The sequence below is a fragment of the Halospina sp. K52047b genome, assembly GCF_008709855.1.
Classification (GTDB): domain Bacteria; phylum Pseudomonadota; class Gammaproteobacteria; order Pseudomonadales; family Oleiphilaceae; genus Halospina; species Halospina utahensis_B.
The window spans coordinates 84,730-107,566 of the sequence record NZ_VYJH01000011.1 but is presented as its reverse complement, the minus strand read 5'-3'; the positions used below and the strand labels follow the sequence as shown (position 1 = coordinate 107,566).

The window sequence follows — 22,837 nt, the reverse complement described above, 5'->3', positions numbered from 1 at the left end:
GATCCATCGCGAGCAAGGCTCGCTCCTACGGTAGGGTTATTGGCTATTCGAAGATGCGACGGATGGTTTCGCTGAGGTTGGCGCCGTCGCTGGTCATCGGGGCGTCGCCACCGTTGCGCCAGACCAGGTCGCAGACGCCGTCGTTGGGCTGGTAGCCGGTGGGGGCTGCTCGCAGGAGCTCCACGATGCGCTCGCAGTCGAAACCGCGGCTGGCCAGCATCAGCTGCTCCAGAAGCTCCTCCAGTGAGGCCCAGGCCATATCGCTTTCCCGTGCCTTCATGATGCGCGGGTGGCGGGTGCCCTGGGGATTGTCGCCGATCAACAGCTCCTCGTAGAGTTTCTCCCCGGGGCGCAGGCCACTGAAGACCACTTCGATGTCGCCGTGGTGGTTGTCCTCGCTTTTCTCCGTAAGCCCCATCAGATGGATCATACGCCGGGCCAGGTCCGCGATACGCACGGGCTCGCCCATGTCCAGCACGAACACTTCCCCCCCCTCCCCCATGGTGCCGGCCTGCAGGACCAGCTGGCTGGCCTCCGGGATCGTCATGAAATAGCGGATGATGTCCGGATGGGTCACGGTCACGGGCCCGCCACTGCGGATCTGTTCCCGGAACAGCGGCACCACGGAGCCGGAGGAGCCCAGTACGTTGCCGAAGCGCACCATGGAGAAGACCGTGTGTGTCTGGCGCCGGGCCAGCCCCTGCAGGACGAGTTCGGCCAGGCGTTTGCTGGCGCCCATCACGTTCGTGGGGCGCACGGCCTTGTCCGTGGAGATCAGGACAAACTGATCCACGCCCGCGGCAATGGCGGATTCGGCGGTGTACCAGGTGCCGAAGACGTTGTTCTGCACCCCCTCGATGACGTTGTGCTCCACCAGCGGCACATGCTTGTAGGCGGCCGCGTGGTAGACGATGTTCACCCCGAAGCCACGCATCACGCTCTCACACCGGCGCCGGTGGGTGACGCTGCCCAGCAGCGGGTGGATGGGAATCTCGAGCTGCTCGTTCTCACAGATGGTAAGCAGCTCACGTTCGGTGCTGTAGAGCGCGAATTCAGACTGTTCGAACAACACCAGCACCGCGGGCTTCTGCCTCAGGATCTGGCGGCACAGCTCAGAGCCGATGGAACCACCGGCGCCGGTCACCATGACCACCTTCCCGCTGAGCGATTCCGCCACCTCCTCATTACGGTAGCGCACCGGGTCGCGGCCGAGCAGATCATCAATGTCCAGATCGCGCACATCACTGATCTGGGCCTGGCCGGTCACCAGCTCCGTTACGGAGGGCACGGTCTGTACCGGCACGGGCAGTCCTTCCAGGTCACTCAGCAGCTGGCGCCGGTCCACATCCGCACGTTCGTCAATCGCCAGCAGGATGCGCTCCACCTGGTGCTTGTGCACCGCCTTGCGGGCATGGCCCAGGTCATAGACCGGCAGGGCATTGATGGTGGTCCTGTGGTTGTCCGGCTCCAGGCTGATGAAGGCCACGGGGCGGTATTCGATGCCCTGCCCGAGGGCCGAGGCCAGCTGCAGGCCAGTCTCCCCCGCGCCAACGATCAGCACCGGCATTTTGCTCAGGTGGCGCGGGCGGTTGAGCACGGTGCGCACGCTGAAGCGGGTACCGGTGACGAACAGGAATGCCAGGGCCCCGTACAGGAAGGGGACTGAGCGGGGCATGTCGACCCGCAGGATGAAGGCGGTCGCGATGAGCATCAGGGCCGAGCCGGTAACACCGGCAAGCACCGTCACCAGAGCCCGTTCGCTGAGATAACGGATGACGGCCCGATACAGACCCAGGCGCGCAAAGAGAAAGGTGGTTGCACCGGCGGTTACAGCGAACAGGGTCCAGTACTCCGCTCCCTGAAAGTGAAACAGAGTCTCGTAACGCAGGGAGAACGCCGCCCAGAGAGAAAACAGGACAAAGACCGCGTCCGACGCCACGGAAACAAGCCGCTTGTGGGGCCGCTCCAACGCGGCGAACCGCGAGAAAACGCGACGGAAGAGGGATTTGAGACGTCCGGTCATGCACCAGTCCTGTGGTGTGTTTGCGTTCAGTATAACAGCAGGCGCTTATACTGCCGTATCAACTGGGTTCATGGAATTGTCGGTGATTATCATCCACAGCACCGATGTGCGCCAATCCCGGAGAACGCGTACCCAACAGAATTGTCACTGGCCGGTAAGGGCTGGCGGGCGTTAATATTAGAAGGCACTGAAATAAATCAGAACGCACAAGGAGCCCCCATGAGCATCCGCACCCTCCCCGAAATCGTTGCCGAAACCAAGGCCAATCTTCACTGCCTCACGCCGGAAGCCGCCCGCAGCATGCTTGAGGACGAGCCGAATGCGCTGGTGATTGATGTGCGCGAGCCGGGCGAGGTGAGCGAGAAGCAGGCGGCGGGTACCATCAACCTGCCCCGGGGGATTCTGGAGATGAAGATTCCGGAGTACACCACCGACCCGGACACCCCCATCTTCCTGCACTGCGCCACCGGCGGCCGTGCCGCGCTGGCTGCGGAAGCGCTTGAGCGGCTGGGGTTCCGGAATGTCAGCATCATCGACTGCAGCTGCGATGAGGTGATGCAGGCGCTGGGCGCCGCCTGAGGTTACAGGCAGCGCTCTTCCAGTGCCCTGCGATCGGGGATGAACAGGCGGCCGCGGCGCAGCTCGAATACACCTTCCTCGGCCATGTCCCGCATCAGGCGGGAGAGGGTTTCCGGCTGCATGGCCAGGCGTGTGGCGATCTGGTTCTGGGGCAGGGGCAGCTCCACCTCGATGTTGTAACGCTGGTCGTCCGGCACGAATTCCAGCAGGTAGCGCATCACCCGCTGCACGCCCCGCCGCACCGTCATCACCTCCAGATCCCGGAACCGCTGGACCATGCGTGAGGCGTACTGGCGCAGCAGCAGCTGGCTGTAGGCCGGGTTCCGTTCGAGGATCGCCCGGAAACGATCCGTGGGAATAGCCAGAAGCTCGGTCCGGCGCAGCGGTTCGGCGTAGGCCACATAGCGGGCCGGATCCGCGTAGATCATCACGTCCGCGAACACCTCCCCCGGGCCGTGACTGTCCAGGGTGCGTTCCTGGCCGGTGGTGTCCAGCCGATACAGGCGCAGCCGCCCGCTCACCACATAGAAGAACTCGTAGGCCGGTGAATCCTGCTTGTACAGCACCTGCCCCCGACGCAGCTTGAGCAGACGGATGCTTTCCCCGAGATCCTCAAAATCCCGACGCGACAGGCCATTGAACAGCGGATGCTGGCCCAGCAGCGCCATGCCGGAGCCCGGGTTCTGGCACCGCTCGTCATCTTCCCGCGCAAGGGTCTGGATGTCGTCGCTCATGCAGTCATTCATACCAGGGGATCATCGTAAGCTATAACGTTATTGTCCAATATGCACTTTATCAATGGATAAGGGGGTCTGCCTCTTGCCCTGATGGCTGAGCAGGCTATCCCCAAATGGGTAAGACGCTTCCCTTCAATGTAGGAGCGAGCTTGCTCGCGATATCCCCGTGTCGCTTGCGAGCAAGCTCCTACAGAAGGAGATCTTTGTGGTAAGGTACGCCACATGCCTGAGAATCCAAACCCCCAGGGCAAGGGTCTGCGGCCGGTTCTGGCTTTCCTTGAGGAGAGCCGCGCGCCGGCGCTCATGGCCCAGCCCAAGCAGATCAAGCAGATTTCACTGGAGCTGTTCACGTCGCTGTTCGTTCTGGAGAGCGATTTCAAGTTCAAGCCTGTGCGCGGGAACACCTACTGGCTCTACCAGAAGAACGGCCGTTTCTGGCTCTCGCCCATCCATCCGGATGAGTGGAGCGAGGACGTTTACGGCCGCTACATCGGCGAGTGTGAGCTGCACGAGGACATGACCTGGTCGCTGGAGATGTGCGAGGAGGCAGCAGCTGATCCGCAGCTGATGGCCAGCCTGGAGCAGCGCTGGGAATCGTTCGAGGAGGCCATGGAGGAGTCCGAGACGGTGGAGGACGCCCTGCCCCGCTACCAGGGTCAGATGCCGTTCTACCAGCGCGCCTATGCCTTCGCCCTGGCCCATTCCCTGCGCGCGTCCATGCAGGGCTCGGGGATCCAGGCGCTGTCCTACCGCGAGGCCCAGGCGCAGCTGCCGGATGACTCCGGGGCTGACGCGACGTAACTGATCGCGAGCGAGCTCGCTCCTACACAGGAAGGGTTGCCCGATTTGTAGGAGCTTGCTTGCAAGCGATTCCAAAAACCATCGCGAGCAAGCTCGCTCCTACAGGGGCGTTCAGCGGTACCAGTCCGGGGGCTCTGGTTCTGTCTCCGGGCCAGCGTCTTCCTCCTCATACGCTCGCGGGTCCAGTTCCACGAGCGTGGGCGCGCTGCGTGTCATCATCCGGAAGGGACTGCGGATGCGCTCGAAGTGGCGGCGCTGCACCAGGGCGGCGATTGCGACCAGGGCGCTGATTACCCCCATGTAGATGAACAGCCCACCCGGCGGTGTGCGCGCCAGTATGGAACCGCCGAGGATGGGGCTGATGGCCGCGCCTATACCCCAGAGGAAGATCAGCGCTGCGGATACCCCGACGAAATTGCCCTCGTCCTGGCTGTCGTTCGCCAGCGCCACGGACAGCGGATAGAGCGTGAACACGAACCCGCCCAGCAGCGCGGAAAGCCCGACCAGCGGCCAGAGCGGAACACGGCCCGCCGCTGCCATCATGGCAGCCGTGATCAGGGTTGTGGCGGCCGCCACCAGAAGGATCAGCGGGCGCCGCCCGAAGCGGTCAGAGAAGTGCCCGATCGGCCACTGAAGCGCCACACCGCCCAGAACCAGCCCCGCCATCAGCGGCGCCACGTCGGAAACCGCCAGATTCATGCGCAGCGCCGCCAGCGGGATCAGCGTGTAGACCGCGCCACTGAGCAGCCCCGCGCCCAGGCAGGTGATCACCGCCAGGTGCGAGTCCCGCCAGGTCTGGCCCAGTGCCATGCGCGCCTGCGCCAGGGGCTCGGGCGGGTTGCTGGCACGGCTCAGGGCCACGGGCACCAGGCACAGGGCAAACAGCACACCCACAATCATGAACAGTTCCGGCCCCTGCGGGTCACCCAGATGCATCAGGAACTGCCCCATGCCGATGCCGGCGTAGGTGATGATCTGGTAGGCGGAGAATACGGTGCCCCGGTTGGAAGGCTCGGCCCGCTCGTTCAGCCAGCTCTCCACCACCATGTAGATGCCGGAGGTGGAAAAGCCGATCAGGATCCGCAGCAGGAACCAGCTCACCCCGGTCACATAGAGCCCCTGCAGCAGTATGGCCACGGTGCACAGCGCCGCGAAGATGGCAAAGGCCCGGATATGGCCGGCCTGGCGGATCACCCAGCCGCCTTTCTGGGAGCCGATCACCAGACCAATGTAGTAGGCGGAGAGGACCACCCCCTTCGCCTGCCCGCTCATATCCTCAAAACTCAGGCGCACACTGAGCAGGGTCCCCATGAGCCCCACACCCAGCAACAGAACGCCGATCGAGAACATCAGCGCGGTAATCGATACCCAGAACTGGCGCTCCATTTCCGGTTACTCCCGTCTCAACAGTGGGTTACGCAATTTTCCTGTTGCAGCCACCCGTTTCCGATTTGAAACAGAGGCCAGACAAAGGTAGCCTGCAAGGCGACCGTGGGGCCGGAAGCCCCAAACACACGACAAACACGCTTCCAGCACGGCCTCACTCCATGACTGACGCCGCATGGCGGTAAACAGCCTGTTTACCCGTGCACCGTTGGCAGAACACAGGAGACTACCTATGACAGCACTGATCTGTGGATCGTTCGCTTACGACACCATCATGACCTTTGACGGCAAGTTCAAGGACCATATCATGCCTGACCGCGTTCACATGCTGAACGTGGCTTTCCTGGTACCGGAGCTGCAGCGCAACTTCGGCGGCACCGCCGGCAACATTGCCTACAACATGAAACTGCTCGGCGGCGACGGCCTCGCCATGGCCACCGTTGGCGCGGACTTTGGCGGCTACCGCGAGTGGCTCAACAAGCACGGCATCAACGACAAGTACGTGAAGACCATCGATTCCGAGTACTGCGCCCAGGCGTACATCACCACGGACATGGAAGACAACCAGATCACGGCCTTCCACCCGGGCGCCATGAACCACGCCCACACCCAGAGCGTGCCGACCGACGAAGGCATCAAAATGGGCATTGTCGCGCCGGACGGCCGCAACGGCATGATCGAGCACGCACGCCAGTTCGCGGATGCGGGCATTCCCTTCATGTTCGATCCGGGCCAGGGCCTGCCGATGTTCGACGGTAATGACCTGGAGTGGTTCATTGATAAGGCGACCTGGGTTGCCGTGAACGACTATGAAGCGGGCATGCTGGAAGAGAAGACCGGCCTGAGCCGCCAGCAGATCGGCGAGAAGGTTGAGGCGCTGATCGTGACCCTGGGTGGCGAAGGGTCCGTGATCTACGCCGACGAGGAGGTGCACGTGGAACCGGTCAAGCCGGCCGCCATCAAGGACCCGACGGGTTGTGGCGATGCGTATCGCGCTGCCCTGCTGACCGGTCTGAGCGAAGGCAAGGACTGGAAGACCGCAGGCCGCATGGCGTCCCTGATGGGCTCCATCAAGGTTGCCAGCACCGGGCCGCAGAACCATTCGCTGACGCGTGATGAGTTCGCGAAGCAGTTCAAGGATGCGTTTGGCGTGGCTCTGGACTGATCGCCAGTCGTGATCGCGGCCATGGCCGCTCCTACGCTTGAGAATGCCCGGCCCTGCGCCGGGCATTTTTGGTTGCAGAAACCGTAGGAGCAGCTACAGCTGCGATCATGAGCCGCGATCCTGCCCTGGCCAGGAGAGGGATCGCGGCCTTGGCCGCTCCTACAGGGGTGACCTCAGCCGGAGCAGCTGGCGCCGCCGAGGACGCAGAACCTGGCGCAGTGGGGGTGGTTCAGGGGGACTTCCTGGAAGCTCTCGCTCAGGGTCTGGCCCAGCTCGAACTCGGGCTGGTACGGCAGCAGGGTGCACGGCACAACAACGGGGTGGTTAGCGCCCTTGCGTTTGATCACCATGCGGGAGCTGGCGCACATCTGGGCATCCGGGGAGACCTGGAGCTTGCTCCAGCAGGCGGTGGTGATCTCCGGCACATCCACCTTCTCGTCCATTTCCGGGAACAGGACCACCTGGTGCGGGTCGCGGGCGTCCATGCCGATGCCTTCGCGCTCGAACAGCCGCGCAAAGCCGGCGCGCATCTGCTCCTCCGTTTCCCCCGAAAACAGCCGGCCGGCGATGTCGAGGTTGAAGCCGTGCTCACTGAGCCACTGCATGCCCTGAATCGCCGGATCCCAGGAGCGTTTACCGCGTTCCTGCTCGTGCACGTCCTTGCTGTAGTGGTCGATGGAGATGCGCATGGTCAGGCGGTCGCCGTACTGCTGATGCACTTCCAGCAGCGGCTCGCTCACCTTCATCATCGGCTTCATGGCATTGGTTAGCACCAGCGCCTCATAGCCCCGGCGCAGCACCTCATCCAGGATCGGCACCATGTCCGGGTTCATGAACGGCTCACCGCCGGTGAACGCAATGGTCGTCGTCCCGAACCCTTCCCGCTCAATCTCATCCAGATACGCCGCTACCTCACCCACGCTGATGTAGACCAGGCTGTCGTTACTGGGTGAGGACTCGATGTAGCAGTGCTCGCAGGTGAGGTTGCACAGGGTGCCGGTGCAGAACCAGAGCGTTTCCAGCTTTTTCAGGTGCACACTCGCCCGCGGCTCGCCATCCGCAGTCGTCCACGGATCCCGGAACTTGCGTGGATCCAGAAGCTTCAGGGGTTGGGCTACGGTCTCTTCCATTATCGATTCCTGTCCTGTTACCGACTTCTCTTGTTTCTGATACGCACCAGACAGCGTGTGGACCATGATGTTACAGAATCGATGCGGGCCGTTATACTCTGCGATCAAGCCATTTTGGCCAACAGTGACCATTGCCTGCGGTATTCAGACTCCCCGTAGGAGCTTGCTTGCAAGCGATCCGAATATCGCGAGCAAGGCTCGCCCCTACAGGGCACAGGAATTGCGGCTACGGCTGTAGGAACCTGCCTTGCAGGCGATCCGGGTATCGCGAGCAAGGCTCGCTCCTACAGTGCGCGTCTCAACCACTTTCGGGGAACAACAATGACCGACAACATCATCCAGGAAAAAAGCCACCAGATCCTGATCCTGCGCATCAACCGCCCGGACCAGAAGAACGCCCTCACCCACGCCATGTACACCGCCCTGGCGGACGGCCTGGCCGAGGGCCATAACGACCCGGACATCCGCGCCATCCTGATCACCGGCAACACCGAATGCTTCACCGCCGGCAACGACCTCTCCGAATTTGCCAACGGCATGCCGGATGAATTCCAGCATACCCCGGTTGGCCGCTTCCTGTTCGGGCTGGCGGAAGCCACCAAACCGGTTGTAGCTGCCGCCAACGGCCCTGCCGTGGGCATTGGTACCACATTGCTGCTGCACTGCGACCTCGCCTGGGCCGGCAGCAACACCACCTTCCGCATGCCCTTCACCAACCTGGGCCTTTGCGCGGAGGGCGCCTCCAGCCTTCTGCTGCCGCGCTGGCTCGGCCGTGCACGCGCCGGGGAACTGCTGCTGCTCGGGCGCCCCTTCGATGCGGAGAAAGCCGAGCGCTACGGCCTGATCAACGGCGTCTGCGATCCCTCCGAAACCGAAACCAACGCCTGGAACGCCTGCCTGGAGCTGGCCGCCCTGCCGCCGGCCGCCCTGCGCGCCACCAAGGAATTGATGAACGCCGCAACAGCGGAAGAGGTCTCCGGGGCCATGACGCGCGAGGGCCAGCGGTTTGCCGAACGCCTGCAGTCACCCGAAGCGGCGGAGGCCTTCAAGGCCTTCAGTGAGAAACGGGCACCGGACTTTTCCCGGTTCTCGTAGGAGCCGCTACAGCGGCGATTGTCGCGGCCATGAACCATGCTCGGATCGCGGCCATGGCCGCTCCTACAGGTTGCCGGAGCCGAAGAACTGGGCGATCTCGTCGCTCTGGGCCTGGGCATCCTTGTAGCCCAGTTCGATCAGGTCCCGGCAGAAACGGTGATCGAACAGCAGGTAGCTGCCCAGGCTGGCGCCGGAGACGTTCCCGTCCTCCGGCACCCCCGCGAGGGTTCTCAGGATGGTGGGCAGACCGTCCATGTACTGCTCCGCAATGTCCTCCAGCGGCTGGCTGGGTGAAATGTCCAGCAGCTCGATCGGCTTGAGATCCAAGCCCGCCCCGGTCAGCGCCTCCTGCGGGATCAGCTCGACCAGCTGGTTGATCAGGTCCAGGCGTTCGATGTCGTAATCCAGGGTGTCCAGGAAGAGCCCGTTGAACACATGGCTCATGATCTGCCCGAAGGTTGGCACCGCCGGATGCTCCGGGCGCTTGGGCTCGGTCTGGCTGTTGCCGCTGACGCCGATGATGACCACCTTTTCCGCGCCCAGGCGGATCGCCGGACTGATGTGGGCGATCTGCCGGGTCACACCATCGCCGAAGTATTCCCGGTTGATGTGCACTGGTTCGAACAGCGTGGGAATCGCGGATGAGGCCATCACGTGATCCAGCGTCAGCTCTGTGCGTGAGCCGGCGCGCTGCCCATTGCTCCAGCTGGTGACGTCCGTGCTCCCTTCGAAGAAGCACAGGTTGCGGCCCGTGGTGTAGCCGCAGGCGTTGAGCCCGAGCGCGCGCAGGTGCCCCTGTTCGATGGTCTGGTGGATGGCATCAAAGTCCAGCTCCTTCTCCAGGAGCCGACGCAGCGGCTCATTGTTCAGCAGTGACAGGCTGTGACGCTGTTCACCGCCCGAGATCAGCTTGCGCGCCACCCGGCTCATGTTGCGCATGATGGCAAAGGAGCCGGCATGGTAGACCTGATCCACGCTCAGGTTCGCCCAGATGTTTTCCAGCTGACTCACGTTGTGCCGGAAGATACCGCCGCCCCCGGCCAGGGCCGCGGCATTGATGGCCCCCGCCGAAGTGCCAACCACCACGTCAAACGGGTAACCGCTGCCGGGATACATATCCGAGATCGCCCGCAATACGCCCACCTGATAGGCGGCCCGGGCGCCGCCGCCGGTCAGTACCACGCCGGTATGGGTCATCCTGCACTCCTGACTCGGTCGCTGTATTACTGTCAGCATAGCGGCTCAGCCGGGAAACGTGTTATCAAGGCAGCAGTGATGCGGGCCACCGGCCTGCGCGTGAGAGTGACGGATCGCGGCCATGGCCGCTCCTACAGCGGGAGATCTGAATGGGAATAGCGCGACAACTGACGGCACTGGTCACAGCCACTGGGATGCTGGCGGGCTGCGCCGCCAATCCCAGCCCGGAGGCGGCGCGGATTGTGGAGGCCCACCCTTCCGAGGTGGAGGGCTGTGAGCCTGTGGGGTCCGTCTACGGCAGTTCCTCGGGATTCCACTGGTCCCAGGGTGAAGCCATGGCCGCTGCCCGCAACCATGCGCTGGAGAGTGCCGCGAGGCGGGATGCCACCCATGTGGTCTGGCAGCACGACGAGACCAGCATCACGCCGGAGGTCAGTGGTACGGCCTACCGGTGCGCGCGGTAGGCCCGTAGGAGCCTGCTTGCAGGCGATTCCGGAAACCCATCGCGAGCAAGCTCGCTCCTACAGTGTATCTGCTGGTTTGCGGCGGGCACCCATCAGGACCATGAACAGCGCGGTGCCGATGCCCCAGGCGCCGTTGAGGAGGAACCCGCCAGCCCAGGTGGAAGCGGATACATCCAGCCCCTTGAGCGGGAAAACCACCAGCATGGCGACAGCCGTGGGCAGCACCGCCCCGAACACCAGCGAGACACCCCAGTAGCCCAGCGTGCCCATGCCGCGGACCACCGCCCACAGCGGCAGGCCCCAGAGTCCCCCCCAGAACGCCAGCGAGACGACCGCCGGCACGCCCAGAGGCGCCCTCGGCTCCATGTTATAGGGCGCGGCAGGAACCATCTCGGCGAGATACATCAGACCCAACACCCCCTGATGGAACACCAGGGTTGCGAGGAATGCAGCAACAAACGACTTGAGCCAGACCATGACCATCCTTCCGGTTTGCGGATACTGCTCTCCAGACTAGCAGTTCCCGCCCGGATTAAAACCGCAGCCGCAGACTCCCGATCAGATTATGCGAGCGCATCGAGAGATTGCTTTTGACCCCATTGGTCGCCTCCAGGCTGATGTCCTCCCAGGAGCGGTACCGGTAGGACACTTCCAAATCCAGCACACTGAACGGCTGCCAGACCAGACCGCCGATCAACTGATAGCCGTAGGTGATGTCATTCTCGTCCATCACCACGCCACGACCGCGCGCGCTGTGCTGATCAAAATTCACCTCTGCCAGGCCAAACCCGAAGCCGCCAACCAGCGCCGTACTGCTGGTCAGACTGAAGTCCCCGATGGCATTGGCAAACCCGAACGCCGCCTCGGACTGACCCGACACATCACTCACCCGATCGCGACTGCCCTCCTCCTCGAAGTCGCCGGTTTCCTCATCCACCACCGGATCATCATCAACCGCGGGCTCCTCGTTCGTAGTGTCATCAAAGACCATGCCGCTCACACGATCCCTCTGGAAGCCGAGCTCAAGCTCCGTCCGGCCATTGAAGGTCCCACTGCCCTCAGACGCCCGCCCGATACTCACCGACACCGTCTCACCCCCTTCATAGGAGCCGATCACACGGGTGTCCCCGCCGTCACCATAGGCGAAGCGCGTATCCCGGAAATCGGAATAGCCACCGTTCACACCGATGTAGTAACTTTGCGCCTGCAGTGGTGTCGCCAGCACCAGCAGGATCAGCACAGCCACCGCGGAAAAGGCCTGCCTCATGCGATATCTCTCCCTGTCGCTGTATCGCGAAGGGCATTGATACCATAGCGCGCTTGGTGATTCCGTGGCGCTTTTAACAGTGCCAGGAATCAGGCCAGGTTATCGCGAGCAAGTTCGCTCCTACAGGGCAGCGGTTTGCAGGGGCCGTAGGAGCTTGCTTGCAAGCGATGCGTGGGCTTTATCGCGAGCAAGCTCGCTCCTACGGGGTGTGGCCCCGCGAAACCGGTAATCACTTCTCACCGTACAAAGCAGCGCGGTACAGGCAACAGACCATCACTCAAGAGGTACCAATGGACCAACCAGACCAGCCAGTACTCCGCGACATCGTCCTCATCGGAGGCGGCCACAGCCACGTCGGCGTACTGCGCAACTTCGCCATGAACCCCATCCCGGGCGTGCGCCTCAACCTCATCTGCCGCGACACCCACACCCCCTACTCCGGCATGCTCCCCGGCTACATCGCCGGCCACTACAGCTACGACGACGTCCACATCGACCTCAGCCGCCTGGCCGAATTCGCCGGTGCCCGCTTCTACCGCAGCGAAGCCATCGACATCGACCGCACCAACCAGCGCGTCATCTGTCGCGACCGCCCGGCCATTCCCTACGACCTGCTCTCCATCAACATCGGCTCAACACCACGGGTCGACCAGGTCGCCGGGGCCGAGGACCACAGCGTACCCGTCAAGCCCATCAACCGCTTCAACAACCGCTGGCAGACCCTGCTCGAACGCATGGAGAACCACGAGGGCGAGCTCAATGTGGCCGTGGTCGGCGGCGGTGCCGGGGGCGTGGAACTGACGCTGGCCATGCAGTACCGCCTGCGCAATGAGCTGGGCGCCATGGGCAAGGACCCGGAGGCAGCCCGTTTCCACCTCTTCAATGCTTCTGATCAGCTCCTGCCCACGCACAACAGCAGCGTTCGCCGCCGATTCGAGTCCGTTCTGCAGGAAAGGGGCGTGAATGTTCACGAACGAACGCGGATTGAGCAGGTTAACGACCGCCAGCTGGTGGCTTCCAGCGGCGCGACCTTCGAGGCGGACGAAGTCCTCTGGGTCACCCAGGCCGGCGGCGCGGAATGGCTGACCGGCACCGGGCTGGAACTCGACGAGGGCGGTTTCATCCGGGTTCGTGACACCCTGCAGACCGTTACGGACCCCAACATCTTCGCCGCCGGCGACATCGCCACCATGATCAACCACCCGCGCGAGAAGGCCGGCGTCTTTGCCGTGCGCCAGGGCAAGCCGCTGGCGGAGAACCTGCGTCGGGCCGTCCACGGCAAGGCACTAAAGGACTACCACCCGCAGAAACAGTGGCTGGCCCTGATCAGCACCGGCGACCAGTACGCCGTGGCCTCGCGCGGGTCCTTCGGGGTTGCGGGCGAGTGGGTCTGGCGCTGGAAGGACTGGATCGACCGGCGCTTCATGGCGAAGTTCAACAACCTGCCGGCCATGAGCGAGGACAGCAAGGACGACCCCACGTCGGGCATCGCGCTGAGCAGCGAGGAAGCCCAACAGGCTATCTCCGCCGTGGCCATGCGCTGCGGCGGCTGCGGTGCCAAGGTCGGCAGCACCGTGCTCTCGCGGGCCCTGAACAGCCTCCAGCCCATTGAGCGCGACGATGTTCTGGTGGGCCTCCATGCGCCGGACGACGCCGCCGTGGTGCGCGTACCCGACGGCATGGCGATGGTGCACACCGTGGACTTCTTCCGCGCCTTCATCGACGACCCCTACATCTTCGGCCAGGTCGCCGCCAACCACAGCCTCGGGGACCTCTTTGCCATGGGCGCCGAGGCCCAGAGCGCCACCGCCGTGGCCACGGTGCCCTACGGGCTGGAGTCCAAGGTGGAGGACGTGGTCTACCAGATGATGGCCGGCGCCGTGCAGACCCTGAACGAGGCCGGCTGCGCCCTGGTGGGCGGCCACACCGGCGAGGGCAAGGAGCTGGCCCTGGGCTTCGCCGCCAACGGCTACATCGACCCGGACACCGTCATGAGCAAGGGCGGCATGAAGCCCGGGGACGTGCTGATCCTGACCAAGCCCGTCGGCACCGGCACCCTGTTCGCCGCCCATCCACGCCTGGAGGCCAAGGGGCGCTGGATCGATTCGGCCCTGGCTTCCATGCTCGTCTCCAACCAGAAGGCCGCCCGCTGCATCCATGAACACGGCGCCCAGGCCTGCACCGATGTGACCGGCTTCGGCCTGCTCGGCCACCTGGTGGAAATGACCCGCCCCTCGGGCGTGGATGCGGAGCTGGACCTGAGCGCCATACCGGTGCTGCCCGGCGCCGAGGAAACCGCCGCCTCCGGCATCCTGAGCTCACTGCAGCCGGCCAACGTGCGCCTGCGCCGCGCCATCCGCAACCAGGAGGAGGTGGTGAACCATCCCCGCTACCCGCTGGCCTTCGACCCCCAGACCGCTGGCGGCCTGCTGGCGAGCGTGCCGGCGGACCAGGCGGACGCCTGTGTGGCCGAACTGAAAGCCCTGGGGTACCCGGAAACGGCGGTCATCGGCCGGGTGAAGGAGCAGGGCGAGGCACTGGAGCCGATCCTTCTCAATCCCTGAGGGCTGTTAATGGACCACTCATGCTCCGGACATCCAAAACGTGTAGGATTCCCGCATAGTCACTGGGGTGGAGCACGGTTGCCGGCATGAGCCAATCAATGGGGATCACGGATGTCCTCCTGAGGGTCCGTGCGCAGACGGACACGGAACAGGTGCCGGTGGACACGCTCATCACCGCCCTGGAATCCCGCGGCTTCGGTCCACTGCTGCTGGCCCCGGCACTGCTCGCGCTCTTGCCCACCGGCGCGATACCGGGCGTACCCAGCGTCTGCGGCATCCTGATCTTCCTGATCGCCATTCAGGGCAGCCTGGGCCGGCGCTCCCCCTGGGTGCCCCGGCGTCTGCGCGAACTCAGCATCCACAGGCAGAACCTGATCCGCGCCATCGACCGGGCCCAGCCCGTGACCCGCCGGATCGACCGCCTGTTCTCACACCGACTGTCACTGCTCACCCACCCTTGGGCCAACAGCCTCATCTTCCTGGCCTGCGCAGTGTCCGGGCTGACGATGATCCCGCTGGAACTGATCCCCTTCGCGGCCGCCGCTCCCGCACTGGCGATCTCCCTGGCCGCCATCGGCATCAGCACCCGGGACGGGCTTGTCATCATCGGGGCCGGCCTCGCGGCCGCCGGGGCCCTCTACCTTCTGGTTACGAACTGGCCTTTCTGAGCGGACTCAATCCATCCGCTCCCAGACGGTCAACTGGGCCAGGGTATGCTGGTGCTTGCGCCGCGTTTCGCGGATCACGAAGGGGACGTCCTCGGGCTCGGCGGCCAGCCGCATGCCAGGCTCCAGGTGGGCCCGCATGCCATCCAGCACCGTCACCGGCTCGCCATCGGCACCGTAGTAACCGCCGATCCAGCTTTCGCGCGGCGTGAACTCGGGCAACAGCGTGTAGGGCGACGTCACCACCAGCACCCCGCCCGGATTCAGGCGCGCCCTAAGCCCACCGAGAAACGGCCCCGGATTCGGCATGCGGTCGATCAGGTTGCCAGCGAAGATCAGGTCATAGCCGCTGTACTCCGGCCCCAGATTGCCCGCATCGCCCTCCTCGAACGACACCCGCGCGGCTTCCCCGGCCAGCCCGAGCTCGGCCAGGGACGCGGTCTCCTGGTGACCGATCTCGCCTTCATCCACCAGCTGGTAGCTCAGCTCCCCATCCCGGCGCAGCCGCTCCGCCGCCTCAATGAACCGATGCGAGAGGTCCATGCCCAGCACATGCCCAAAGCCCTTCGCCAGCTCCAGGGTGCTGCGCCCGGTGGCACAGCCTAGATCCAGGGCGCGCTCGCCCCGGGGTTTGGCTTTCAGGCAGCGCTCGGCACAGGCTTTCGGGAAGTTCGGTACGCCGAAGTGCTTTGGGCCGTAATGGAAGTCCATGTACTGGCCCAGCTGCTCGTCGGTTTCGTAGAAATCCGTCATTCAAGTATTCCAGTTCGTTGTATACGAGGCGGTGGGGAAGAGGGGTATGGGGGATCCCTTCACGGGAAGCTCTGGAGCCAGGGATGGCGGAAGAGCAGCCTACAGGGACGTACTCGTGGCGATTCCCGTGAAGGGATCCCCCATGGCCCGAAAGGCTACAAGCCCTCAGTCTTCAGCAGACAAAGCACAGGTCCGGAACCCGGTATAAACATCACACCGATCCGGATGATACGCCTGCCGGTAAGTCCCGCGGATCAGCATGGACGACGCCGCACAACCGCCCCCTTTGGTGGTCTTGTGCGTCGCGAACTGCAACGTCGACATGAACGGATACATATCCACCGAGAAACCGTCATAGGGCATGAAATGGTCGCCCGTCCACTCCCAGACCGTACCCAGCATCTGCCGGCACCCGAAGGGACTCTCACCCGCCGGGAACGCCGTCACCGGCACACGGCCCATGTAGCGCTGGTCCATATCCAGCTTCGCCGGATCCATCTCATTACCCCACGGATAACGCCGGCGTTCCTCGCCCGGCTTGTTGGCAAGGGCTGCCACTTCCCACTCGTACTCGCTCGGCAGCCGACGCCCGGCCCAGCTGCAGAACGCCTCCGCCTCCCAGTAACTGATCTGCTTCACCGGATGCCCCGGCTCCAGCGGCAGCCACTGGTCAAAGACCCGCTCGTACCAGCGGCCATCGCGCTTGCGCCAGTGGAACGGCTGCGTCTGGGTGCCCATCAGCGGCGGCTCGCCAGTGCCGAAGTTCAGGTTGATCTCACGCTCCAGCCACTTGCGTCCCCCCTGGCTCCAGAACTCAGGGCGCTCGTAACCGCCCTCTTCCACGAACTTCTGGAACTCACCGTTGGTCACCAGGGTCCGGGAGATGCTGAACTCCGGCATGTCCACCTCAAAGGCGGGCTTTTCGTTGTCGAAGCCGAAGTCCTCGGTGGCGTAGGCGTCCGAATCCCGGTTCGCCGGCAGGCCAATGAGATAGCGGCCGGCGGGAATGGTGACGTCGCCGCGCGCATCCTGGTCAACGCCTTCCCCGGTCAGCCCTTTGGGCTCCGCGAACGGCGGTGCCGGGTAACCCACGGTCTGGCGGCACCAGGTCATGGACTCCACGTGCATGTTCTGGTGGTAGATGGCATAGCGGTACAGGTACAGCGCCTCATCCGTGAGCGGCTGGTTGCGGATGCGGTCCTCCATGCGCTGGATGATGGTGTCCATGTAGGTGAGCGTGTCCTCGCGCGAGGGGAACAGCGTCTTCGACCAGCGGTCCTCGTGGTCCATGTGGAAGGAGTCCCAGAGCTCGTCCATTGAGGGATCGTAGCTGGGCGTGCCGTCCAGCCAGTTGAGGACGAACACCTCGTAGAAGAAGGTCGAGTGGCCCATTTCCCAGACCGGCGGGTTCACGCCCGGGTGGTAGGGAACGCTGAGCTGGTCCTCGCGCAGGCTGCAGACCAGGTCCTTAACGCGGTCCCGGGTGTGGTGTAGGGCGTGGATCAGGCTTTCGCGGTCGTTCATCCCGTGCGTTCTCCGTCAATGATCGCGTGTTGTGTTGTAGGAGCGAGCCCTGCTCGCGATCGCGCCCCGGATCGCGCAGACTATCGCGCGCGAGGGGCGCTCCTACAAGGGTATGTTGCATCACCCAGGCGGTTACGTTTAATTCTCTTTACCGTATTGGTCCATGACCGCATTGACCACCCGTTCCAGGGCAGCCTGTTCGGCTTCCGGCCGGAACAGGGGCGCCCGGGCCTCAACGCGGCTCTGCAGGGCCGCCAGGAATTCCGGCTCGTTTTCGGCGCGCAGAAGCTGCTCGCGCAGCGCGGTGGTGTCCTCCACTGGATAGGTCCCGGGATAGTCCCCGCCGAGCAGCCCCACGTTGCCGGGAATATCCGAGGCGATCACCGGCAGGCCGGCCACGCAGGCCTCGGAGACCACATTGGCACCGCCTTCCATCACCGAACTGATCACCATCAGCCGCGCCTTCGCCATGTGCCGGCGCACCTGCCAGCGGGGCAGCTCCCCCTTCCAGTCGAAGCGCGGATTCTCCCGGGCTTCCTGCTCCGCCAGGGCCTGCCACTGGTCATCATGAGCCCGGCCGAGCTGGATCACGTTGAGCCGCGACTCCCGCGGCAGCTGGCGGGCGGCCCAGGCGGTGCGCAGTGAGTCCTTCTCGTCACGCAGATGGCCGATAACCACCACGTCGAACCGGGACTGTACCGGAGCCCTGCGGCTGGGCAGTGGTTCCGCCGATTGAAAGATGGTATGGAGACGATTATGGAATTCTCTCGGGATGTCATCCGCAACCCGCTCATGCAGCCCGACCAGGGCATCCGCCTGCGCCATGCTGTAACGGGTGGCCTCCGGGTGCGTCTGCTGGAAGCGGTAGATATCCGTGCCGGTGAGCGCCACAATCAGGGGCCCCGAGGGGGTATGCGCCCGGTATTGGCGCACCGACTCACTGCTGCGCCAGGCGTGGAGCGCCACCAGCAGGTCCGTGGGTTCGGCGTCGTATTCCGTTATAATGCGCGTCCGGTGCCCGGAGGCCCGCAGCAGGCGGGCCCAGCGTTCGGCGGTGGCCCGGTTGCCCGCGCGGGAACCGCGCGGGGCGGGGGTGATCAGCGTGATGTGCAAGATACTCGACCTCCTGCTGTAGGAGCGGCCATGGCCGCGAGCGCGAGCCTGTGCAGGGGCTGTGGCTCTGGGTAACGGGATCGCGGCCATGGCCGCTCCTACAGATTAGTGGGTGCGATGATGAACGCTGGTATCGCGCCACACGTAGAACCTTACGTTACCTTCGACACGACAGTAATCAAGGAGACAGAACAATGCGATGGATAACCGGCCTGCTTACGGCCCTGATTATGGCAACGCCGGCCATGGCGGCGCCGACACTGTACTTCACCGCCATCCCGGACCAGGACGAAACCAGCCTGGAAGAACGTTTTTCCAAAGTCGCGAACTATCTGGAGTCGGAGCTGGATGTACCGGTGCAGTTCGTCCCGGTCAAATCCTACGCGGCCTCAGTAACCACGTTCCGCAACAACCAGGTGCAGCTGGCATGGTTCGGCGGCCTTTCCGGCGTGCGTGCCCGCGAAGCAGTGCCGGGCTCGAAGGCCATCGCCCAGGGGGCGGAAGACCAGGAGTTCCGCAGCTATTTCATCGCCCATGAAAGCACCGGCATTGAACCCTCTGACGGCAAGCTCCCGGAAGCGGTGAAGGGCAAGACCCTGACCTTCGGTTCACGCGGTTCCACCTCCGGGCGCCTGATGCCGGAGCACTATATCCGCGAACGCTTCAACCAGGCGCCGGGAGAGGTCTTCAGTCGCGTCGGCTTCAGCGGTAACCATACCCGCACCGCACGCCTGGTGGAATCCGGCTCCTACCAGGTGGGCGCGCTGAACTACAGCGTCTGGGAAGAGATGGTCGAGAACGGTGAGATTGATACCGACGACGTCCAGGTGATCTGGAAGTCGCCCACCTATCCGGATTACCAGTGGACCATCCGGGGTGACGTCGATGAACGTTTCGGCGATGGCTTCAGCGACCGGGTCCAGCAGGCGCTGCTGGATATGGAGGATCCGGAGCTGCTGGAAAGCTTCCCGCGCTCCTCGTTCATCCCCGCCAGCAACGACGATTACGCGACCATCAAGCGGGTTGGCAGGGAAACGGGTCTGCTCGACTGATGGCGATACTGGCCGTCAATGACCTTTCCGCCAGCTATGGAGGAGAGCGGGTTCTCGGCCCGCTCTCACTCAGCCTGGCATCCGGGGAGCGTGTTGCGCTGGTTGGCCGCAGCGGTGCCGGCAAGTCCACACTGCTCAGCCTGCTCTACGACGAGGCGGAATCCGGCACGGCCTACATGCCCCAGGACCTTGGGCTGGTGGATACGCTGTCGGTGTTCCACAACGTCTACATGGGGCAGCTGGACCGCCACACCACCCTCTACAGCCTCTGCAACCTGCTGTTCCCCCTGAAAAAGCCCAGGGGCGAGGTTCAGGGTATCCTGGATAAGCTCGGGCTCGGGGATAAGCTGCGCGAACCCGCCGGTGAACTGTCCGGTGGCCAGCGCCAGCGCGTGGCGGTGGCACGGGCGCTTTACCAGCAGGGCAGCCTGCTGCTGGCGGACGAGCCGGTCTCCGCGCTGGACGGCCCGCTGGCACGGCGCGTCATGGCGGCCCTGACAGAGGCTTACCCCACGTCGGTGATCGCTCTGCACGATGTGGAGCTGGCCCTGGCCTTCTCCGACCGGATCATCGGTATACAGGACGGCCACATCGCCCTGGATGAACCCAGCGCCCGACTGACAGCCGCCGACCTGCAGCCGCTCTACTGACATGCTTCGATCCCGCACCGGCCTCACAACCCTGGCATTCATCGGCGTGGCCCTGGCCTGCCTGCCGTTCTCGGACCTGGCGATCACCACGCTCAACCCCTGGCAGGAGCTGCAGCGGCTGCTGTACGGGCTGGTCACACCGGATCTCACGGCCACGAACGAGCTGTTCACCGCGTTCACACGCACCCTGGCCTACGCCTTTACCGGGGTCGCGCTGGGCGCGGTGATCGGCTTCCTGCTGACCACCCTTTTCTCCTCCCGTCTGGTGCGGGCGTTCTGCGCCTTCATCCGCTCGATCCATGAGATCTTCTGGGCGCTGATCTTCCTGCAGTGCTTTGGGATCCACCCGCTGTCCGGGGTTCTGGCCATCGCCATTCCCTTTGCCGGGATCTTCGCCAAGGTGTATTCGGAGATCATCGATGAGGCGGACCCATTGCCGGCGAGGGCGGCTCCGAAGAACACCCGCCGCCTGCTGCGCTATTTCTTCACCCAGGTGCCCGAGGCCTGGCCACACCTGCGCACCTACACCGCCTACCGCCTGGAGTGTGGCCTGCGCTCATCCGCCATACTCGGCTTCATTGGGCTGCCCACACTGGGCTTCCACCTGGAGGCGGCGTTCTCCCAGGGGTATTACTCCCAGGTGGGCGCCCTGCTGCTGGTGTTCTATGTGCTGATCGCCACCATGCGGCTCTGGCTCCGGCCGCGGCTGGTGCCCGTCTACCTGCTGGCTGCCCCGTTCTTCCTGGGGGAGGGGCTGCCCATTATCTGGGGCAACGTGACCCGCTTCGTGACTCAGGATATCGTGCCCCGCCCCCTGCGCGAGGGTGAAGGCTGGGAGGGGTTCCAGCCCTGGCTCACGGAGATACTGGCCAACCAGGCGCTTCCCGGCATCTGGAACACCCTGCTGCTGACCCAGATGGCGCTGGTGGCCACGGGCGTTCTGGCACTGCTGGCTTTCCCACTGATTTCCACGCATTTCACCGGGCCGGTACGGCGTACCAGCGGCCATGTGCTGCTGGTCATCGCCCGTTCCACACCGGAGTACATGCTGGCCTATCTCCTGCTCCAGCTCTGGGGCCCCTCCATGCTGCCCGCAGTAGTGGCGCTGGCCCTGCACAACGGTGGCATCATCGGCCATCTGGTGGGCCGCATGAGCGATGAGGTGCCCCTGCGCAAGGGGGCGCCCATCGGCTTCAACCGCTATGCCTGGGAGCTGGTCCCCAGGGTCTATCCCCCCTTCCTGGCGTTCCTGTTCTACCGCTGGGAGATCATCATGCGCGAAACGGCCATCCTGGGCATTCTCGGCATCACCACACTGGGCTTCTACGTGGAGGGCGCCATCCAGGAGATCCGTTTTGACCGGGCCATGGTGCTGATCCTGATCACGGCCCTGCTCAACATCGGGGTGGATGCCCTGTCACGCCGGATCCGGGCCTGGCTGAGACTGAGAACCCGGCCAACCTGTGAGGCATAAAATCCGGCGTTGGTCTGTGCTTTATTGCCTCTGTGCTTTATTGTCACACCTGACGTATTCCGACGAGGTATTCGATGTCCGATCTGGTACGGCTCGCTCCGGGGCTGCTGACCGTGGGTAAGCCACTGCCCTGGCCAGTCTATGATGAAACCGGCAACCTGCTGGTGGCCCAGGGGTATGTCATCCAGAACGAATGGCAGCTTGAGCGGCTCTATGAGCGGGGCATGTACGAGCCGCCCCAGCGTCAGGCGGAGAAGCGCCAGAAGGACGATGCCACGCCGCGCTTCAGCCCCTTCGCGGAGTATTCGATCCTGCTGTACGAACTGGAGCAGGCCCTGGAGCGGATCATGAATGCGGATGCCCGCGCCAGTGAGCGCCTGGAACACCTGGCCCGGCGCATCCAGAGCCTGTGCCAGCAGGACGCGGACGCCTGCATCGGCCTGGTGCACGTCTATGCGGTGGAACCCACGGCCTATGAGCAGACCCTATTCTACGCCATCATCTGCTGGCTGGCGGCCTACCACTTCGAACTGGACGACACCCGGACCCTGCTGCTGCTTCAGGCCGCGCTGACCGCGAACATCACCCTGCTGCCGTACCTGGATAAGCTCAACAACTCCAACCGGAAGCTGACCGACGAGCAGCGCCGGGTGATCGAGAAACACCCGGAACTCAGCGCCAGTGCCCTGCGCAAGGCCGGCATCAACCAGGAGGTCCTGCTGACGATCGTGGAGCAGCACCATGAGCGCTTTGACGGCGGGGGCTACCCCAAGGGACTGAGCGGCAGCGAGCTGCTGGTGGAGGCCAAGGTGCTGTCCCTGGCGGAGCGCTATACCGCCATGATCACCAAGCGCGCCTACCGCAACCGCTACCGGGCGGATCACGCCATGGATGAGATCCTGGAGTCCATGGCGGAGGACCCGCACCAGATGGTCTATGAGGCGGTGTTCCGGCAGCTCACACCCTACCCGCCGGGCGTGCTGGTGCAGCTGGCCAATGGTGAGACGGGGCTGGTCACCCACCGGCGCCGCACCCCGCGCTCGCCCATTGCCCAGGCGGTGTTCAATGCCCAGGGCAAGCGCTACCTGGGACCACTGCGGCGCGACACCAGCGTGGAGGACTACCGCGTCCGTACCACCCTGGTGCCGGACATGCTGCCGTCACTGAACCTGGCCCTGCTCTGGGGCTACGGCTGAGG

Annotated in this window: 21 protein-coding genes; 11 read left to right on the top strand and 10 right to left on the bottom strand. The window is 64.2% G+C overall.

Annotated features, from left to right (window positions below; genetic code table 11):
• Window positions 1-43: 43 nt before the first annotated feature.
• Entirely contained in the window at window positions 44-2,023 is a 1,980-nt protein-coding gene (locus F3089_RS13135) for a nucleoside-diphosphate sugar epimerase/dehydratase (RefSeq protein ID WP_151441240.1), read from the bottom strand.
• A gap of 219 nt (window positions 2,024-2,242) precedes the next feature.
• On the opposite strand from F3089_RS13135, the gene F3089_RS13130 reads away from it, so the two are divergent.
• A complete protein-coding gene (locus tag F3089_RS13130) occupies window positions 2,243-2,602 on the top strand; it encodes a rhodanese-like domain-containing protein (RefSeq protein ID WP_151441239.1) in 360 nt (119 codons plus the stop codon).
• Window positions 2,603-2,604: 2 nt separating this feature from the next.
• Here F3089_RS13130 and F3089_RS13125 read toward each other — a convergent pair whose 3' ends face one another.
• Window positions 2,605-3,336: a Crp/Fnr family transcriptional regulator gene (locus F3089_RS13125; protein ID WP_160897733.1), complete on the bottom strand. Its 732-nt coding sequence runs from the start codon at window positions 3,334-3,336 to the stop codon at window positions 2,605-2,607.
• Between the two features lie 225 nt (window positions 3,337-3,561).
• Here F3089_RS13125 and F3089_RS13120 point away from each other — a divergent pair, with 225 nt between their 5' ends.
• Window positions 3,562-4,140: a DUF2452 domain-containing protein gene (locus tag F3089_RS13120; protein ID WP_151441237.1), complete on the top strand. Its 579-nt coding sequence runs from the start codon at window positions 3,562-3,564 to the stop codon at window positions 4,138-4,140.
• A 111-nt stretch (window positions 4,141-4,251) separates the two neighbouring features.
• Here the strand turns inward: F3089_RS13120 and F3089_RS13115 are convergent, their stop codons facing one another.
• A complete protein-coding gene (locus F3089_RS13115; RefSeq protein WP_151441236.1) occupies window positions 4,252-5,526 on the bottom strand; it encodes an MFS transporter in 1,275 nt (424 codons plus the stop codon).
• Between the two features lie 232 nt (window positions 5,527-5,758).
• On the opposite strand from F3089_RS13115, the gene F3089_RS13110 reads away from it, so the two are divergent.
• Entirely contained in the window at window positions 5,759-6,691 is a 933-nt protein-coding gene (locus F3089_RS13110; protein ID WP_151441235.1) for a carbohydrate kinase family protein, read from the top strand.
• Between the two features lie 173 nt (window positions 6,692-6,864).
• Here the strand turns inward: F3089_RS13110 and F3089_RS13105 are convergent, their stop codons facing one another.
• The gene (locus F3089_RS13105; RefSeq protein ID WP_151441234.1) at window positions 6,865-7,821 is read right to left on the bottom strand and encodes a radical SAM protein; all 957 of its coding nucleotides are present in this window, start codon (window positions 7,819-7,821) and stop codon (window positions 6,865-6,867) included.
• A 321-nt stretch (window positions 7,822-8,142) separates the two neighbouring features.
• Between F3089_RS13105 and F3089_RS13100 the strand changes: the two genes are divergently transcribed.
• Window positions 8,143-8,916, top strand: a complete 774-nt coding sequence (locus F3089_RS13100) for an enoyl-CoA hydratase (protein ID WP_151441233.1) — start codon at window positions 8,143-8,145, stop codon at window positions 8,914-8,916.
• 63 nt (window positions 8,917-8,979) lie between these two features.
• Here F3089_RS13100 and F3089_RS13095 read toward each other — a convergent pair whose 3' ends face one another.
• Window positions 8,980-10,113 carry a patatin-like phospholipase family protein gene (locus tag F3089_RS13095; protein WP_151441232.1) on the bottom strand — a complete coding sequence of 378 codons (1,134 nt, stop codon included), beginning with the start codon at window positions 10,111-10,113 and terminating at the stop codon, window positions 8,980-8,982.
• Window positions 10,114-10,262: 149 nt separating this feature from the next.
• Here F3089_RS13095 and F3089_RS13090 point away from each other — a divergent pair, with 149 nt between their 5' ends.
• Window positions 10,263-10,577 carry a DUF4156 domain-containing protein gene (locus F3089_RS13090; RefSeq protein ID WP_151441231.1) on the top strand — a complete coding sequence of 105 codons (315 nt, stop codon included), beginning with the start codon at window positions 10,263-10,265 and terminating at the stop codon, window positions 10,575-10,577.
• A 57-nt stretch (window positions 10,578-10,634) separates the two neighbouring features.
• Here the strand turns inward: F3089_RS13090 and F3089_RS13085 are convergent, their stop codons facing one another.
• On the bottom strand, window positions 10,635-11,054 hold the full coding sequence (locus F3089_RS13085; protein WP_151441230.1) for a hypothetical protein: 420 nt from the start codon (window positions 11,052-11,054) through the stop codon (window positions 10,635-10,637).
• 55 nt (window positions 11,055-11,109) lie between these two features.
• A complete protein-coding gene (locus tag F3089_RS13080; protein ID WP_151441229.1) occupies window positions 11,110-11,844 on the bottom strand; it encodes a hypothetical protein in 735 nt (244 codons plus the stop codon).
• 290 nt (window positions 11,845-12,134) lie between these two features.
• Here F3089_RS13080 and selD point away from each other — a divergent pair, with 290 nt between their 5' ends.
• Window positions 12,135-14,408, top strand: coding sequence for a selenide, water dikinase SelD (selD, locus tag F3089_RS13075; protein ID WP_151441228.1), 2,274 nt, complete (start codon window positions 12,135-12,137; stop codon window positions 14,406-14,408).
• Between the two features lie 86 nt (window positions 14,409-14,494).
• Window positions 14,495-15,076, top strand: a complete 582-nt coding sequence (locus F3089_RS13070; protein ID WP_225741760.1) for an exopolysaccharide biosynthesis protein — start codon at window positions 14,495-14,497, stop codon at window positions 15,074-15,076.
• Between the two features lie 6 nt (window positions 15,077-15,082).
• Here the strand turns inward: F3089_RS13070 and F3089_RS13065 are convergent, their stop codons facing one another.
• From F3089_RS13065 to senB, 3 genes are all read right to left on the bottom strand, one after another.
• On the bottom strand, window positions 15,083-15,826 hold the full coding sequence (locus tag F3089_RS13065; protein WP_151441227.1) for a putative 4-mercaptohistidine N1-methyltransferase: 744 nt from the start codon (window positions 15,824-15,826) through the stop codon (window positions 15,083-15,085).
• A gap of 165 nt (window positions 15,827-15,991) precedes the next feature.
• The gene (gene senA / locus F3089_RS13060) at window positions 15,992-17,350 is read right to left on the bottom strand and encodes a selenoneine synthase SenA (protein WP_151441226.1); all 1,359 of its coding nucleotides are present in this window, start codon (window positions 17,348-17,350) and stop codon (window positions 15,992-15,994) included.
• Window positions 17,351-17,488: 138 nt separating this feature from the next.
• Complete coding sequence (gene senB, locus F3089_RS13055; protein ID WP_151441225.1) at window positions 17,489-18,463, bottom strand: selenoneine biosynthesis selenosugar synthase SenB; 975 nt, start codon at window positions 18,461-18,463, stop codon at window positions 17,489-17,491.
• Between the two features lie 194 nt (window positions 18,464-18,657).
• On the opposite strand from senB, the gene F3089_RS13050 reads away from it, so the two are divergent.
• The 4 genes from F3089_RS13050 to F3089_RS13035 all read left to right on the top strand — a co-directional run bounded on the left by F3089_RS13050 (window position 18,658) and on the right by F3089_RS13035 (window position 22,835).
• Window positions 18,658-19,515 (top strand): putative selenate ABC transporter substrate-binding protein, encoded by an 858-nt coding sequence (locus tag F3089_RS13050; protein WP_151441224.1) that lies wholly within the window; start codon window positions 18,658-18,660, stop codon window positions 19,513-19,515.
• Window positions 19,515-20,165 carry a phosphonate ABC transporter ATP-binding protein gene (locus F3089_RS13045; RefSeq protein WP_151441223.1) on the top strand — a complete coding sequence of 217 codons (651 nt, stop codon included), beginning with the start codon at window positions 19,515-19,517 and terminating at the stop codon, window positions 20,163-20,165. The genes F3089_RS13050 and F3089_RS13045 overlap by 1 nt, the downstream gene beginning before the upstream one ends.
• 1 nt (window position 20,166) lies before the next feature.
• Window positions 20,167-21,639, top strand: coding sequence for a PhnE/PtxC family ABC transporter permease (locus tag F3089_RS13040; RefSeq protein WP_151441222.1), 1,473 nt, complete (start codon window positions 20,167-20,169; stop codon window positions 21,637-21,639).
• Window positions 21,640-21,713: 74 nt separating this feature from the next.
• On the top strand, window positions 21,714-22,835 hold the full coding sequence (locus F3089_RS13035) for an HD-GYP domain-containing protein (RefSeq protein WP_151441221.1): 1,122 nt from the start codon (window positions 21,714-21,716) through the stop codon (window positions 22,833-22,835).
• Window positions 22,836-22,837 lie beyond the last annotated feature (2 nt).

Excerpts from the sequence above, each read along its gene's own strand:
- F3089_RS13135 (WP_151441240.1), bottom strand. The coding sequence starts at position 2,023 with ATGACCGGACGTCTCAAATCCCTCTTCCGTCGCGTTTTCTCGCGGTTC.
- F3089_RS13130 (WP_151441239.1), top strand. The coding sequence starts at position 2,243 with ATGAGCATCCGCACCCTCCCCGAAATCGTTGCCGAAACCAAGGCCAAT.
- F3089_RS13125 (WP_160897733.1), bottom strand. The coding sequence starts at position 3,336 with ATGAGCGACGACATCCAGACCCTTGCGCGGGAAGATGACGAGCGGTGC.
- F3089_RS13120 (WP_151441237.1), top strand. The coding sequence starts at position 3,562 with ATGCCTGAGAATCCAAACCCCCAGGGCAAGGGTCTGCGGCCGGTTCTG.
- F3089_RS13115 (WP_151441236.1), bottom strand. The coding sequence starts at position 5,526 with ATGGAGCGCCAGTTCTGGGTATCGATTACCGCGCTGATGTTCTCGATC.
- F3089_RS13110 (WP_151441235.1), top strand. The coding sequence starts at position 5,759 with ATGACAGCACTGATCTGTGGATCGTTCGCTTACGACACCATCATGACC.
- F3089_RS13105 (WP_151441234.1), bottom strand. The coding sequence starts at position 7,821 with ATGGAAGAGACCGTAGCCCAACCCCTGAAGCTTCTGGATCCACGCAAG.
- F3089_RS13100 (WP_151441233.1), top strand. The coding sequence starts at position 8,143 with ATGACCGACAACATCATCCAGGAAAAAAGCCACCAGATCCTGATCCTG.
- F3089_RS13095 (WP_151441232.1), bottom strand. The coding sequence starts at position 10,113 with ATGACCCATACCGGCGTGGTACTGACCGGCGGCGGCGCCCGGGCCGCC.
- F3089_RS13090 (WP_151441231.1), top strand. The coding sequence starts at position 10,263 with ATGGGAATAGCGCGACAACTGACGGCACTGGTCACAGCCACTGGGATG.
- F3089_RS13085 (WP_151441230.1), bottom strand. The coding sequence starts at position 11,054 with ATGGTCTGGCTCAAGTCGTTTGTTGCTGCATTCCTCGCAACCCTGGTG.
- F3089_RS13080 (WP_151441229.1), bottom strand. The coding sequence starts at position 11,844 with ATGAGGCAGGCCTTTTCCGCGGTGGCTGTGCTGATCCTGCTGGTGCTG.
- selD (WP_151441228.1), top strand. The coding sequence starts at position 12,135 with ATGGACCAACCAGACCAGCCAGTACTCCGCGACATCGTCCTCATCGGA.
- F3089_RS13070 (WP_225741760.1), top strand. The coding sequence starts at position 14,495 with ATGAGCCAATCAATGGGGATCACGGATGTCCTCCTGAGGGTCCGTGCG.
- F3089_RS13065 (WP_151441227.1), bottom strand. The coding sequence starts at position 15,826 with ATGACGGATTTCTACGAAACCGACGAGCAGCTGGGCCAGTACATGGAC.
- senA (WP_151441226.1), bottom strand. The coding sequence starts at position 17,350 with ATGAACGACCGCGAAAGCCTGATCCACGCCCTACACCACACCCGGGAC.
- F3089_RS13050 (WP_151441224.1), top strand. The coding sequence starts at position 18,658 with ATGCGATGGATAACCGGCCTGCTTACGGCCCTGATTATGGCAACGCCG.
- F3089_RS13045 (WP_151441223.1), top strand. The coding sequence starts at position 19,515 with ATGGCGATACTGGCCGTCAATGACCTTTCCGCCAGCTATGGAGGAGAG.
- F3089_RS13040 (WP_151441222.1), top strand. The coding sequence starts at position 20,167 with ATGCTTCGATCCCGCACCGGCCTCACAACCCTGGCATTCATCGGCGTG.
- F3089_RS13035 (WP_151441221.1), top strand. The coding sequence starts at position 21,714 with ATGTCCGATCTGGTACGGCTCGCTCCGGGGCTGCTGACCGTGGGTAAG.